The sequence below is a fragment of the Citrobacter sp. CK180 genome (genome assembly GCF_030333655.1).
GTDB classification, from domain to species: Bacteria; Pseudomonadota; Gammaproteobacteria; order Enterobacterales; family Enterobacteriaceae; genus Citrobacter_B; species Citrobacter_B koseri.
The window spans coordinates 38160-51856 of the sequence record NZ_JAOWFM010000055.1; the positions used below are offsets into that span (position 1 = coordinate 38160).

Below are 13697 nucleotides of genomic sequence, written 5' to 3' on the forward strand. Positions count from 1 at the left end.
CTGTCAGGGCCGCCTTATATTTCTTATTTTATTTACAGGATGGCAACTATGTTTATGCAAAGGAAAAAACTCCTTGCAGTGGGTATTGCGATTGCACTGCAAACATATTACTGCCCGGCAATTGCGGCAGAGAATACAGAAGATGAGAAAGAATGTCCGGTAAATATTTCGTCGTTATCTCAGGCGGAACGCAATAAGTTACCGGCGAAATGTCTGACGGCAGAAGCCGGGCAGGATAACCATTGGGCATGGGTCGCCAGCGGCGTAGCGGCTCTGGCGGCGGGCATCGCCATTGGCAATCACAGCGACGGCGACTCTCACCACCATTCAACAACGCCAGTTCCGCCAGACGACGGGGGCGACGTTCCCCCAACGCCGCCGGATGACGGCGGAGATGTCACCCCAACGCCTCCCGATGATGGCGGCGACGTCACACCGCCTGATGATGGCGGTGATACGCCAGTACCGCCTGACGACACGTCCGTGACGACCTTCAGCAATCAGGTGACGCTGGATAAAGGCACAGACACCCTGCACTTCGACGACATCAAACTGGATAACGGCGAGCACCTCGGCGAAGCCACGCTCAGTTATTCCGAACAAGACGCGCAGTGGCAGTTAACCACCCAGGACGGCAAAACGCTGGCGATTTCCGGCTGGAACGTTACCGACAGCAACGCGGCCGTGATTGAAGGCGCTCAGGCCAACGGCTTTTACTGGAAGTACGACAGCCGGGGCTATCTGATCCTCGCGGATAACAATACCCAGGTTGTCACCGGAGACGGCAATACGCACACCACCGATCGCGAACTGGATATCGGCGGGAAAAATCGTACCGGCGTCATTATCTCGGGCGATAACACCCGTAATACGCTGAACGGGGATTCCATCGTGACCAATGGCGCAGTTGGCCTGGTCATTAGCGGCGACGGCACCACTAACGCTATCTCAGGCAAAAGTACGGTAGATGGCGCTACCGGGGCGTTAATTTCCGGCAATGGCACCTCGACCTCGCTCTCCGGCGATATCACCATCAGCGGCGGCGGTACGGGCATCGTTATCGATGGTGATAACACCCTCATTGATAATGCGGGGACTTCCAGCATTAGCGGCGCAGGTTCTACCGGTTCCATCATTAACGGCAATAACATTCGCCTCATCAACAAGGGGGAATTAAACGTTTCTGACGGCGGCACCGGGGCAAAAATCACCGGCGACAATGCTATTGTCGATAACAAAGGCCATTCGACAACCCGCGGTACCGGCTCTACGGGGCTATATATTGAGGGCGATCATGCGCTGGTGATTAATGAAGGTAATCAGCTCATCGCCGATGGCGCGACGGGCGTGCGCATTGATGGCGACAACGCCCGCGTACTCAATACCGGCAATATGGCTGTCGACGGCGCTGGCTCAACAATCGCCACCATTACGGGCAATAACGCTGACATGACGCAGAATGGCGATCTGTTGGTTATGAATGGCGCGACGGGCCTGACCATCAACGGCGAAGAAAGCGAACTCACAAACAGCGGCAACACCACCGTACGTAACGACGGCTCTGTCGGCTTCGTTGTGGCTGGTACACAAAACGCCTTCAACAACAAAGGTGATATCAACGCCAGCCTTAACGGTACAGGAACGCTGATCAGCGGTACTGAATCGCAGGTCAGTCTGACGGGCGATATTAACGTTGTCTCAGTGCAGGACAGCAGCGGCGTATTTCGTGGGGCAACCGGTCTTAACGTTTCTGGCGACACGAATACGACAACCATTCTGGGTAATGTGAACATCGAGGGCAGTTACGCGCAAGACGCTCAAATTAAAAGCTATGAGCAGTTACAAGGCATTACCGTCAACGGCAATCAAAATACGGTCAATCTGGATGGCGCGATGAATATCCATCTTGACAGTTCTGATATCAGCTCTGGGTATGCGAGCGTTGTCGGCCTCGATATCAGCGGCAGCGGTAACACCGTGAATGTCGCCGGTGGTATAAACATCGACTTTTCCCAAAACGAAGCGGCTGCTGGCTCTGAAGCTATCGGTATCAACATTGATGGTGACAACACGTTAACGCTAAGCGGTAAATCTACCGTGGATATGACCACTATCTCAGGTGGCCAGGCCACGCTGGCAAACGTTAATAATGGCGGCTCCCTGCTCGTTACCGATGACGCCACAATTGAAGTGAACGCCGACTATCTGTACTCATATTACTCCGTCGGAAATAAAGCCCTGCTGTCAGCTCATGGCCAGGGCTCGACGATTGAAAATCAGGGCGATATTACCACCCACGGAACGGCCAACGTTCTCCTTGCCGATCAGGGAGCGGAAGCGAGCAACAGCGGCAATATTCTCGTCTACGGAAGCAGTGACGATACGGGAGATGACCGTTCTGCCATCACCCGTGCAAATCGCGAAGATGCGGTCGTACACAACAAAGCGGGGGCCGATATCACCCTCTTTTCTAACCAAACGCCAGAGTACATTGACGGCATCAATCTCTACCCGGAAAGATGGTATACCCACACGCTTTACGCCATGCTGGCGTCCCAGGGCGGCAGCGTCGTTAATGATAAAGGAGCGACCGTCCATTTACAGGGCGCGGGAGCATATGGCGTCAGTGCCAGTGTAGGGACGGCGTTAAACGAAGGCGATATTTATCTGGACGGTTTTATCCCGACGCTGGACGATGAAAACAATATCATCAGCACAGGCTACTGGCAGCCGACACACCTCTATTTGACCAGCTCGGCAATGGTTGCTGGTTCCACCGACATCGGCTACGGTGACGCCACGGCCATCAACACCGGCACCATCACCGTCAACAACGCCGGGTTCGGTATGATGGCGCTCAGCGGCGGCACGGCCGTTAACCAGGGTACTATTACGCTGACCGCTGATGAAGGTGTGACCGGCGAGGAAAACCAACTGGTAGGGATGGCCGCATTAAACGGCGGCACCGTCGTGAACGACACCACCGGCACCATCAATATTGATGCCGACTACGGCCAGGCGTTCCTTAGCGACAGCAGCAGCTACATCATCAATAACGGCGCCATCAACCTGAACGGCAGCCCGATGGACGAAAACGACCCGCATATGGGTTCCACGCCAACCGATAAAATCTGGATACGGTCGCTGCCCGGCAGCGGCGACAGCGATAGCCAAACTTCAGAAGCGGGCTTTTTCACCACCGGAGCGCTGGCGAATTACGGCAATGAAACGCTGAACGGCGATATCGATGTTAACGGCTGGCTGTACAACGAAGCAGGCGCCACGCTGACCATCAACGGCGATATGGCGATGAATGCCGGAGGCGATCTGGAAAACCACGGGACGATGCATGCCGATACGATCAGTACGTATCACAGCCTGTTCAACCGCGCAGACGGCAGCCTGACCACTGACCTCCTGACGCTTAATGGCGATATCACCCTGTTCAACGAGGGCAGCTTTACCGGCTCAATTACAGGAACCTCTTACGCCCAGGAAGTCGTCAATACCGGCAATATGACGGTGGCGGAAGATGGCAAATCGCTCATCAACGGCAGCTTTGCGTTTTATAACCAGGAAGGCGCAACGCTCACCAACAGCGGCAGCGCGGTAGAAGGCGGCGAAAACACCATCATCAACATGACGCGAACCGACAGTTCCATCGCTCAGGTGAACAGCGGCACCATTACCGCCACCAACGGTTACAGCGCCATCACCACCGCGAATGCCAGCAACACCCCGATGTGGATCTGGAACACGGAAACCGGCGTGATTAATGGTATTAACCCGGACGCCCCCCTGATCAACCTCAGCCGTGGCTATAGCTTTGGCAACGAAGGGACCATTAACGTCCAGGGCGACAATGCCGTGGCGATCAGCGGCGGCACCAGCAGTTATATCATCGACCTGGTCAACAGCGGCACCATCAACGTCGGCACCGAACAGGGGCAAATAGACGGAACCAACGGCACCGGACTTATCGGCATCAAAGGCAACAGCAACGCCACCACCATCAACAACACCGCCGATGGCGTGATCAACGTGTACGCGAATGACTCTTACGCGTTTGGCGGCCAGAGCAAAACCATCATCAATAATGGCGAAGTGAATCTGCTGTGCGACACCGGCTGCGGCATCTACGCCCCTGGCACTACGGGTACGCAGGACGATCACAACGGTACGGCGGATATCGTGATCCCGGATGCGATTGTCGCGCCGACGCAGGGTGATATTCCAGCGCCTCCGGCCGATCCGAACGCGCCGCAGATGTTAAGCAACTACATTGTGGGCACCAATGCCGACGGCAGTTCCGGTACGCTGAAAGCGAATAACCTGGTGATTGGCGACGACGTGAAGGTGAATACCGGCTTTACCGCAGGTACGGCAGAGACCACCGTCGTGGTCGATAACGCCTTTACCGGCAGTAATATCCAGGGCGCGGACAATATCACCTCCACCAGCGTGGTGTGGAACGCCCAGGGCAGCACCGACGGCGACGGCAACGTTGACATCACCATGACCAAAAACGCCTATGCGGATGTGGCGACGGAGAGTTCCGTCAGCGACGTCGCACAGGCGCTGGACGCCGGGTATACCAACAATGAGCTGTACAACAGCCTGAACGTTGGCACGACCGCAGAGCTGAACAACGCCCTGAAACAGGTCAGCGGCAGCCAGGCGAACACCGTCTTCCGCGAAGCCCGCGTACTCAGCAATCGCTTTACGATGCTGGCGGACGCCGCGCCGCAGGTGAAAGACGGTCTGGCGTTCAACGTGATGGCGAAAGGCGATCCGCGTGCCGAACTGGGTAACGACACCCAGTACGACATGCTGGCGCTGCGCCAGACGCTGGATCTGACCGCCAGCCAGAACCTGACGCTGGAATACGGTATTGCGCGTCTGGACGGCGACGGTTCGCAGAAAGCGGGCGACAACGGAGTGACCGGCGGCTACAGCCAGTTCTTCGGCCTGAAGCACAGCATGACCTTTAATGAGGGTCTGGCCTGGAACAACAGCCTGCGTTATGACGTGCATAACCTCGACAGCAGCCGCTCTGTCGCCTATGGCGATGTCAATAAAGTGGCGGATTCTGACGCCCGTCAGCAGTACATGGAGTTCCGCAGCGAAGGGGCAAAAACCTTTAACCTGATGGACGATGCGCTGAAAATCACGCCGTATGCGGGCGTTAAGCTGCGTCACACAATGGAAGAAGGTTACAAAGAGCGCAGCGCCGGGGACTTCAACCTGTCGATGAACAGCGGCAGCGAAACGGCCGTAGATTCCGTGCTTGGCCTGAAAATGGACTACGCCGGGGAAAACGGCTGGAGCGCAAGCGCCACGCTGGAAGGCGGCCCGAACCTGAGCTACACGAAAAGCCAGCGTAGCGCCACGCTGGCGGGTGCAAGCGACCAGCGCTTTAGCGTTGACGACGGCCAGAAAGGCGGCGGTCTGAACGGTCTGGCAACGATGGGCGTGAAGTACAGCGCCCAGGACAGCAGCCTGCATCTCGACGCTTATCAGTGGAAAGAAGATGGCATCAGCGATAAAGGCTTTATGCTGAACTTTAAGAAAACATTCCGTTAATTAAATAAACGCCACGGCCTGGAGAATATACATCATCTCCAGGCCGTTTTTTATTATGCTGAATCTACGCAAAGCATATTATCCGCAGAATAAGAAGTCCTTATCTGGACTACCTCGCTCCCTTATTAATTGATATGGTAACGTCCGCAAAATGGATTTTTCCATTTATCTCATACAATTAAAATTGTTTTATTTACAAGGATTTTGTCATGTTTAAAATTGCAAAGATTGCCGTTGTGGCAGGGATGCTGGCTACGCTCACCGCGTGTACGGGTCATATCGAAAACAAAAAGAATGATTGCAGTTACGATTATTTACTTCACCCGGCAATCTCTATTTCAAAAATTATTGGTGGTTGCGGCCCGGCCGCGGATCAATAATCGAAACCGTTGTCGCACGATACAAAAAAACCGGGGATTCCCCGGTTTTTTCATGTGTGTTTGCCATCACGATGCCGAACCGTTGTAGGCCTGATAAGCGCAGCGCCATCAGGCTTTCGCACACACATACACACGCCGGATGGCGGCGCAAACGCCTTATCCGGCCTACGGTGCTGTGCCATCAGGCACACAGGCTTTCCCGCAAAATACGTAACACCGTTTCTTCGCCGCTGCGGTTGGGATTAATACGAATCGCATAACGCGCCAGACCCGGACGAGCCGCACGAAACGTACCGGAAAGGCGATAAAACAATGGCGGGATTTCATATTTGGACTCCGCGCCCACCGGGTAAGGCAACGCCCCGCGCTTTTGCGCCTCCTCCAGCACCTTTTCGGCAACGGGCTGGTGAAACTCCACAATCAACACTTTCGATTGCGCATTCGCAATCACCGCCTGCTTCACTTCCGGCACGGTTCCACTGTTTAACAAGGCGAGTAAACGTTCCGTCACCCCAGCCTGCACAGCGTGCATCACTGGCGCGAAAACCAGGCCACGAAGCACCGCCAGCGCCTGCGCGCCCTGAATCTGGCTGCCGCCGGAATACATCGTCGCACGTATTCTGGCGATGGCTTCCGCCTCCCCCACCACCGCGCCGGTGCCTTCAGGCCCGAAGAGTTTAAAACAGGAAAACGTGGACAGCGTGGCCCCACATTCACAACCAATACGCGCCACTTTCATCACCGCATAATTATCGTCGGTCAGCGTGGGGACGCCGCATCGCGCAAGCTCCGCCAGCACCCCGGCCAGAGAATAGCAATCCTGCGGTTGCTGACGCGTATGTTGCACCAGCGCCGCATGGGGATGATGCTCTGCGATAACCTGCGTTATCGTCGCCAGATCGTTGAAATCCGCTCTGACAAGCACAATCCCCATCTGCTCGACGATCCCCTGCGTTGTGGGATAAACCGGCGCATCATGCACCAGAAGGCGTTGCCCCGGTTTCAGCAGCGCAGCCAGCCCGGCCCGAATCGCGCCGGTTCCCGCGCCCTGCACCAGCACCGCGTCCTCAGCATGAAACGCCTCCGCCAGCACCTTTTCCACTTGCCGGGTGGTTCCCGGCTGGTTAAGCCCCGGACTTAACCCCAGATCGCCACCCTTTAAAAAATCCGCGCCCGGAAAATAACGACACACCGTGTCCACCAGCGCAAACTGCTTCTGCTGCGCCTCTGCGAGCGTCAGGCTTTGCAGGGGGAAGGTTTTCATTTAGACGCCTCCTCAGGCCGGAATAAACAGACCGAACCAGTAGAGAATATTCAACAAGATACCGGTAATCATTACGGCCACGACCGGCGCGGCCATCTTCTGCACCGGACGCCCCAGCGACTCGTTGAGGAAGTAGATAGCAATCGCAATCGAGAAGCCGGTATAACCCGCCATCTTGATCGCCGCAAAAATAGAGCCGATCAGTAGCGCGGTTTCCATCAGCATATTCATCGCGTTACGGATATTGTCCGACGCATTGCGCACCGACGGGTAGCGTCCAAGCCACTTCCCAATCGAGCGCAACAGCAGCACTTCCGCAGAAATCACGACCGCCCCCAGGATGGCGGCAATCCACGGATTCGGCGCCAGATAGCCCACGGAATACACAAAGGTAAAACCGGCCACCGCATACACGCCCGTCGCCAGCGCCGTTGTGGCGATCATCGGCACGAAGCCAAGCCCGCGCATGAACTCCGCCAGCGCCGCCTGATGAAGCAAGGTCTGCGACTCTTCAGGCGTAACGCCAGCGGAATAAGCTTTCTCAAGGGTAAAGATCGACACCTCGCTGCCGGCAAAAATATTCATACTGGCGACCGCCGCAATCAACGCGCCGACGATCGCGATATACGGTAAGTTTTTAATAATGCGGGAGGTGCGCTCCTCAAAGACGGATAACCCACTGGTATCCATCTCCTCATCACCACGGTGGCGCAGGTCGTGCGTAATCGCAATCGCCAGCAGCATCACCATGCCGATAAAAATCTCAATCGATTCCGGGTTCAGGTGCGGGAAGTAGCGCACCACCAGGACACGCGCCATCAGCACCACAACCGCAGCGATAAGACTGTGTTTCCAGCCGAATTGATAAAAAATCGCCACCAGCGGGAACAGCGCAAAACCGGCGACAACCGGGGAACTCAGCTCGCCAAGGCTCCCCAGCACATCAACCGGCAAGGCGGTAAGCAGATGGTTCACCGGCAGCAGACAGGTCAGAATCAGCACGCCCCAGGCAGCGCCAAGCCCAAACGCCAACAGGCTATTGATCGCCAGTACGCCAAGAATATCGGTAGGTAAAAACAGCAGCCAGGCGTTAAGCAGCCCCGTTTTGAGGGTAAATGAGATCCCCACCGACGCCACAAAACCGATACTCAAACCAAACGCGATACTCCCCGCCTCCCGGCGGTTCATATAGCCTTCGATCAGCTGCGGTAAGATCGGGCGAATTCCGTCATGGAAAACGGCGGCTGAGCGATGCGCCAGTAGCGACGTCATCCCCGTCAGGCAGGCCACCACCAGAATCTGAATATACAGCTCCATAAGCATGCCTTTTATTTCAAGTGGTTAACCAGCATGGGAATCGCATGCTCAACATGTTCGACAGAGAGGCCAAACGCCACTTTCCCTTCCGCGACCATCTTTGCGATATGCTCGTCTTTCGCTTTGATACCCGGCTTAGCGATGGTGCAGCTTTTGTTGTAGCCAATCACCGCAATCGCTATCGACAACGCCGCGCCAGCGCCGGTATTACACGCGCCGATGTAATAATCCAGTTGCCCGGACTTCACTTTCATCGCCGCTTCCATATCGTTGTGAATAGACACGTCAAAGCAGCCGGGCGCCACGGTCTCGATAGTTTTTTTAATCTGCTCACGCTGTAAGCCAGCAACACCAATCTTTTTCATCTTTCTGTCCTTATTGGAAAAATTGTGAGGGGTTATCACGCAACATCGTGTCCACATCGGCCTGACTGAATCCTGACTGGCGCAGCTGTGGGATAAAGGTGGTTAACAGGTAGTCGTAGCCATTGCCGCCATTGGCTTTTAGATGGGAGCGGCGGGTAATATCCATCGAAAGCATCACGCGGTTGAGCAAACCACGCTGGCGCAGCGCATTCAGCATGTCGATGCGCTTTTCATCCGGGTAGTAGTTGTTTTTGCCGATGGTGTCGAACTGCACGTACGCGCCGAGATCGATCATCTGCAAAATGCCGTTGAGGTTATCTTTCAGATCGCAATGACCAATCACCACGCGGGAGAGATCGACGCCCTGCGCCTGCAACAAGGCCAGTTGCTCCAGCCCCATCGTACTGAACGAGGTATGGGTAGAGATGGGGCGTCCGGTTTCATTGTGGGCGCGCGCAGCGGCGATAAACACCTTCTCTTCCAGCGGCGTAATCACCCCTTCACTGGAGCCGATTTCCGCAATAATTCCGGCTTTCAGCGTCGTGTTATCAATACCGATGACAATTTCATCGATCATCTCCTGCGCAAGCTGCTCCACGCTGCGGGTCGCGACATGCTCAGGGAAAAATGCGTCCTGGTAGTAACCCGTACAGGCCACCACGTTTATCCCGCTATCCCGCATCAAATCGAGCATGAATTGCGGGTTGCGCCCCATATAGCGGTTGGTCATTTCAATGATGTTGCGCACGCCCAACGCCCGCAGATCTTTCATCTCCTGACAAATGAGATCGTACTGATCTAACCGGCAGTCGAGGTTATTTTTGAACCCGGAGAGATCGATGTGCAGATGCTCATGGGCCCAGGTGTAGCCTGACGTATCAAAATTCATACGGCGTCTCCTGTGAGCTGTAATGACGAAAAGAAAGAGGTGCCGTTTTGTGGCGCGGGCGCGCCAAAGAACTCACAGACCGTCGCGCCCACATCCGACAGCGTGGTGCGAAGGCCTAACTGAACAGGCTTCAGCCCCTGCCGGTAGACCAGAATCGGCACTCTTTCACGGGTATGGTGACTGTGACCTATCGTCGGATCGTTGCCGTGGTCGGCCATCACCAGCAGACAATCATCGGGTGTCATCTCGCTTGTCAGCCGCGCAAGATTACGGTCAACCACCTGCAAACGTTCCGCATAACGTGCGACATCCTGGGCGTGTCCCGCCAGATCGGTTTCCTGGATGTTGGTGCAGATAAACGCGTGCCGGGCGGCACTGAATTCATCGCGCGTGATATCCATGATGCGCTGGCTGTCCACCAGGTTTTGCCAGCTACGTCCGTGAGGGTTCGCCACGATATCCGCCACTTTGCCGATCAGCACGGTCGGCACGCCAACCTCATGCAGTTTTTGCGGTGCCTGAACCCGCTCATCCACGCCATAGCCCATATGAACAACCTGAAAACCGCTCTCATATGCGCCAGATCGCGGCGCATTGATGCCAATAAAACGCCCTTCTTTCGTTTCTGCGGCGTCCAGAATCCGCTGGCTGTCGTGAAGCGTGCCGCCGAATGCAATGACGCGCCCCACCTGCGCGTGTTCACGCACAATGCGGCCAATCTTCAGCACCTCGTCAAAGGCGATGACGGAAAGGTTGGCGGTAATGTTGTAAACCTGCCCTAAATCCGCTTCGAGGTTATCGCCTATCGCCACTGATTCATTGACCCACAGAAACGCCAGTTCGCCGCCACGTCGCTCTACCTGCCAGCCCGCCGCCTTCAGCGCCAGCTCAACGCGATCAATCACCTCGCTAAACGGCATACGCAGCGGCGCCTGCGGACGCGTGCCTAAAATCTCCTGATGCCCCATGAAGGTATCCCCGCCTTCATGCTGCAATTCCGCGATCCCCCACACTGCCGATGCCGAGGGAGCCATAACGCCTGGCGCATAGCCCAGCGCGTTAATCAGCCCCAGTTTCTCCAGCGTCGGCAGATGTAGCTGCGGGAGCTGACGCAGAATATGTCCACAGGTATTCGCCCCGACATCCTGCGGGCGAACCTCCGCCACATCCTTCATTGCGCCGACGCCGAAGCTATCAATCACCAGCACCACAAAACGAGCCATTACGCCTCCAGTACGTTTCCGAGACTGTCATAACGGGCGACGATTTCCGCCGCGCCGCGCTGAATGCCAGACACCAGCACCACATCACTGCGCGTCACAAAGATTTGGGTACGAAAACAGAGCACCACGGCGCTGCTCACCGGAAACGTCCCTGCAAGCGGCAGGTAGTAGTCGATACTGCTGTCATCGACGGGTTCCAGCGTCGTCTTCGCGGGAACGTCGTTTTCCGGCGTAAAAACGAGCGCGTTGCGCGCATGTCCCCGGCGGTAATAGCCGCCGCCATAGCAGTAGCTGTTGCCACGAAAATGGTGCGAAATTTCACTCAGCCAGAGCATCGCAATGCGTTCAGGCTGATCGCCTTGCTGATTCGACGGAATGGTGCCGGTCAGCGCATGGCCCGGTTCGGCATGGGTGACGCCATACCGCGCCAACAGCGGCAAAGACGCGCAGCTGGTTGCAGAGGGCGCATTAAGCTGCTCAATAGCAATCTCCCGCTCTTCCAGTTGCTGCCTCGCCTTGACCAGGGAATGCAGATTGGGCGTCGGCCTGGTCTCGCCTGATGCGTCATCCCACAGCAGGCAGGGGAAATGCGTTAACCCCGTGACATGGAGCCCCGGCAGACGGCGAATGTCATTCACCGCGTCATCAAGGCGCGCCAGCGGGAAGCCGCTCTCCTGCCCCGGATAAAGAAAATCCTGCTCGCCGTAAATCTTCAGCATTACCGCCTGCACGCGCCCGGCCTTCACCGCCGCCGCCGACACTTCACGCGCCTTCTCCAGCGAAAAGAGCGTAATAATGTCCGTCCCTTGCTCCACCGCTTCGTCAATCTGCCGGGAGGGGATCTGCACTAAATGCCCCTGATGCGCCACCGGCAATCCGGCGCGGCGCATGACCCTGGCCTCTTTGTAATCCACCGTGACAATTCCGGCATATCCCAGCGCCAGCAGCTTTTCCGCCAGCCAGGGATTACGCCCAAGCTGTTTTGTCATCAGATACAGCGTGATGCCGTATTGATGAGCCGTATCAACCAGGCGCTTCCCGTTTTCCAGCACCTGATCAACATCAATCACCCAGCTGTCCGGGACGATCCTTCCCTGCTGCCAGAGTCGGATCGCGGCGGTAATCAGCGCCGGATTCTGGCGTTTCAATGCGTGTATAAACATCTTTGTGCCTCGGTTTCTAATCCCTGAATTAAATATTCATTTTTTTGAATATTTAAGGTGTGGTACGTTGATGTACGGTATTCCTCACGACGCTTCGTGCGCCGCCATCCACAGCCCATATAGATTTGCCAACAAATAGCCTTCCTCATTGGCATGAAGCGAAACCGCAAACTCCGCCAGCAGCGCCTGGTGCGCCAACAAAATCGCGGGCCAGTGGGGAGATTGCGTCAGTTCCGCCAGCAGCTCGCGATCCAGCGCGTCAATCACCTCTCCCCGACGACTGCGCATTAACGCGCTGGCCATGTGGGTTATCGCCATCGTTCCCTGCTCGGTATGCACCGGCAGCTTCCACTCCTCGTCCAGTCGTCTGACGACCTGCAACATGCCGCGGCAAATATCTTCGTCGATAACCCCTGCGTCACACAGCAGGCTGAGTCTGTTTTCCATTTACAATGCCTTTGATTAACTTAGTAACTGGGTTCCTGTTCACCGCTGACCACACGTTGCTGATGGGCGAGCAGCGCCTGTTTGTCCACCACGGCGCGCAGCAGTTGCTGCATCGGGTAATCGTCCGACCGGGTCAGCACCACGGCTTCGGTGGCCTGCAAGAATCGGGGATCGCGGGTGAGCGGCGTCGCTTCTAACCCCAGCAATGCCAGCTCCGCTTCCGCCACCACATTCCAGATCACCGCATCCACATCGCCTTTTACAATGCGCTGAAGGCTTTCGTGATAAGAGAGGTCTATCAGCTCCACATCACTTTTGCCGAAACAGGCTTCAGTCATGATTTTCTGATCTGCCGAACGGTTATCCAGCCCCACTCGTTTCACCCGGTCGGATTCGCCTTTACGGCAGATCAACTGGTGCTCGCCGACATAGGTGTGGGGCCCCAGTTCCAGCGCGATGCGCAACCCGTTTTGCGCCAGGTAGCTCTCTGCGGCCAGACGCGACACCACGGCCATGTCGTAGACGCCATTCAGCAGGCACTCAACCCGGATGTCCGCCCCACGCATGTGCGCGTAATAAAATGGAATCCCTTCAAACTGCGCTTTCAGCCCGCTCGCCAGCCCTTCATACAGACGGGTGTACGGCAGCGGCATCGCGCAAACAACGTTGCTGATGTCCACATGCGACAGCAACGTTTTGTTATCCATCTCCACCAGGAAGCTGCCGTTGCGCCCACGACGCTCAATACGGATCGCCCCGGAGGACTCCAGCGTTTTTAATGCGGCCTGCGTTAACCCCACCGATGAGTGGCATTCATTAGCCAGTTCATCTATCGTTTTCAAACGGTTACCGCATTTCTCACCAAGCAGGTAGCGGGCCAGGGTCGTCAGCACGACCCCCTCTTTTTTGATAAATGTTCGACGCATCATAAATTTTCAGTAAAGTGAATATTTATATATTCATTAAAATGAAGATATCGCGCAATGACGATGTGCGTAAACGGCGAGACGCCTCACAGTTTTTCGTCACGGGTACGCAGAGAGACAAAAAAACCGGGAAATCCCCG

The 13697-nt window shown here is 56.0% G+C and carries 10 protein-coding genes; 2 read left to right on the top strand and 8 right to left on the bottom strand.

Annotated features, from left to right (window positions below; genetic code table 11):
• The first annotated feature begins 54 nt into the window (after nt 1–54).
• The gene (locus tag OGV50_RS19105) at nt 55–5583 is read left to right on the top strand and encodes a pectate lyase-fold domain-containing protein (protein WP_286488740.1); all 5529 of its coding nucleotides are present in this window, start codon (nt 55–57) and stop codon (nt 5581–5583) included.
• Between the two features lie 209 nt (nt 5584–5792).
• Nucleotides 5793–5963 carry a YhfL family protein gene (locus tag OGV50_RS19110; protein ID WP_012135480.1) on the top strand — a complete coding sequence of 57 codons (171 nt, stop codon included), beginning with the start codon at nt 5793–5795 and terminating at the stop codon, nt 5961–5963.
• A gap of 181 nt (nt 5964–6144) precedes the next feature.
• Here the strand turns inward: OGV50_RS19110 and OGV50_RS19115 are convergent, their stop codons facing one another.
• From OGV50_RS19115 to yhfZ, 8 genes are all read right to left on the bottom strand, one after another.
• Nucleotides 6145–7227: an aminotransferase class I/II-fold pyridoxal phosphate-dependent enzyme gene (locus OGV50_RS19115; protein WP_200093184.1), complete on the bottom strand. Its 1083-nt coding sequence runs from the start codon at nt 7225–7227 to the stop codon at nt 6145–6147.
• Between the two features lie 12 nt (nt 7228–7239).
• Nucleotides 7240–8544 (bottom strand): YhfT family protein, encoded by a 1305-nt coding sequence (locus OGV50_RS19120; protein WP_024131010.1) that lies wholly within the window; start codon nt 8542–8544, stop codon nt 7240–7242.
• Nucleotides 8545–8555: 11 nt separating this feature from the next.
• Nucleotides 8556–8909 carry a DUF2620 domain-containing protein gene (locus tag OGV50_RS19125; RefSeq protein ID WP_012135484.1) on the bottom strand — a complete coding sequence of 118 codons (354 nt, stop codon included), beginning with the start codon at nt 8907–8909 and terminating at the stop codon, nt 8556–8558.
• 10 nt (nt 8910–8919) lie between these two features.
• Nucleotides 8920–9798 (bottom strand): phosphotriesterase-related protein, encoded by an 879-nt coding sequence (locus OGV50_RS19130; RefSeq protein ID WP_134768988.1) that lies wholly within the window; start codon nt 9796–9798, stop codon nt 8920–8922.
• Nucleotides 9795–11021, bottom strand: coding sequence for a phosphopentomutase (locus tag OGV50_RS19135; RefSeq protein WP_200093177.1), 1227 nt, complete (start codon nt 11019–11021; stop codon nt 9795–9797). Before OGV50_RS19135 ends, OGV50_RS19130 begins: the two co-directional genes overlap by 4 nt.
• Nucleotides 11021–12184, bottom strand: coding sequence for a YhfX family PLP-dependent enzyme (locus tag OGV50_RS19140; protein ID WP_200093175.1), 1164 nt, complete (start codon nt 12182–12184; stop codon nt 11021–11023). Before OGV50_RS19140 ends, OGV50_RS19135 begins: the two co-directional genes overlap by 1 nt.
• Nucleotides 12185–12268: 84 nt before the next feature.
• Nucleotides 12269–12631 carry a hypothetical protein gene (locus tag OGV50_RS19145; RefSeq protein ID WP_047460724.1) on the bottom strand — a complete coding sequence of 121 codons (363 nt, stop codon included), beginning with the start codon at nt 12629–12631 and terminating at the stop codon, nt 12269–12271.
• Between the two features lie 20 nt (nt 12632–12651).
• A complete protein-coding gene (yhfZ, locus tag OGV50_RS19150) occupies nt 12652–13557 on the bottom strand; it encodes a GntR family transcriptional regulator YhfZ (protein WP_024131011.1) in 906 nt (301 codons plus the stop codon).
• Between the last annotated feature and the right edge of the window lie 140 nt (nt 13558–13697).

Bases quoted from the DNA above. Each gene is read 5' to 3' on its own strand.
- OGV50_RS19105 (WP_286488740.1), top strand. From the start codon at position 55: ATGCAAAGGAAAAAACTCCTTGCAGTGGGTATTGCGATTGCACTGCAA.
- OGV50_RS19110 (WP_012135480.1), top strand. From the start codon at position 5,793: ATGTTTAAAATTGCAAAGATTGCCGTTGTGGCAGGGATGCTGGCTACG.
- OGV50_RS19115 (WP_200093184.1), bottom strand. From the start codon at position 7,227: ATGAAAACCTTCCCCCTGCAAAGCCTGACGCTCGCAGAGGCGCAGCAG.
- OGV50_RS19120 (WP_024131010.1), bottom strand. From the start codon at position 8,544: ATGGAGCTGTATATTCAGATTCTGGTGGTGGCCTGCCTGACGGGGATG.
- OGV50_RS19125 (WP_012135484.1), bottom strand. From the start codon at position 8,909: ATGAAAAAGATTGGTGTTGCTGGCTTACAGCGTGAGCAGATTAAAAAA.
- OGV50_RS19130 (WP_134768988.1), bottom strand. From the start codon at position 9,798: ATGAATTTTGATACGTCAGGCTACACCTGGGCCCATGAGCATCTGCAC.
- OGV50_RS19135 (WP_200093177.1), bottom strand. From the start codon at position 11,021: ATGGCTCGTTTTGTGGTGCTGGTGATTGATAGCTTCGGCGTCGGCGCA.
- OGV50_RS19140 (WP_200093175.1), bottom strand. From the start codon at position 12,184: ATGTTTATACACGCATTGAAACGCCAGAATCCGGCGCTGATTACCGCC.
- OGV50_RS19145 (WP_047460724.1), bottom strand. From the start codon at position 12,631: ATGGAAAACAGACTCAGCCTGCTGTGTGACGCAGGGGTTATCGACGAA.
- yhfZ (WP_024131011.1), bottom strand. From the start codon at position 13,557: ATGCGTCGAACATTTATCAAAAAAGAGGGGGTCGTGCTGACGACCCTG.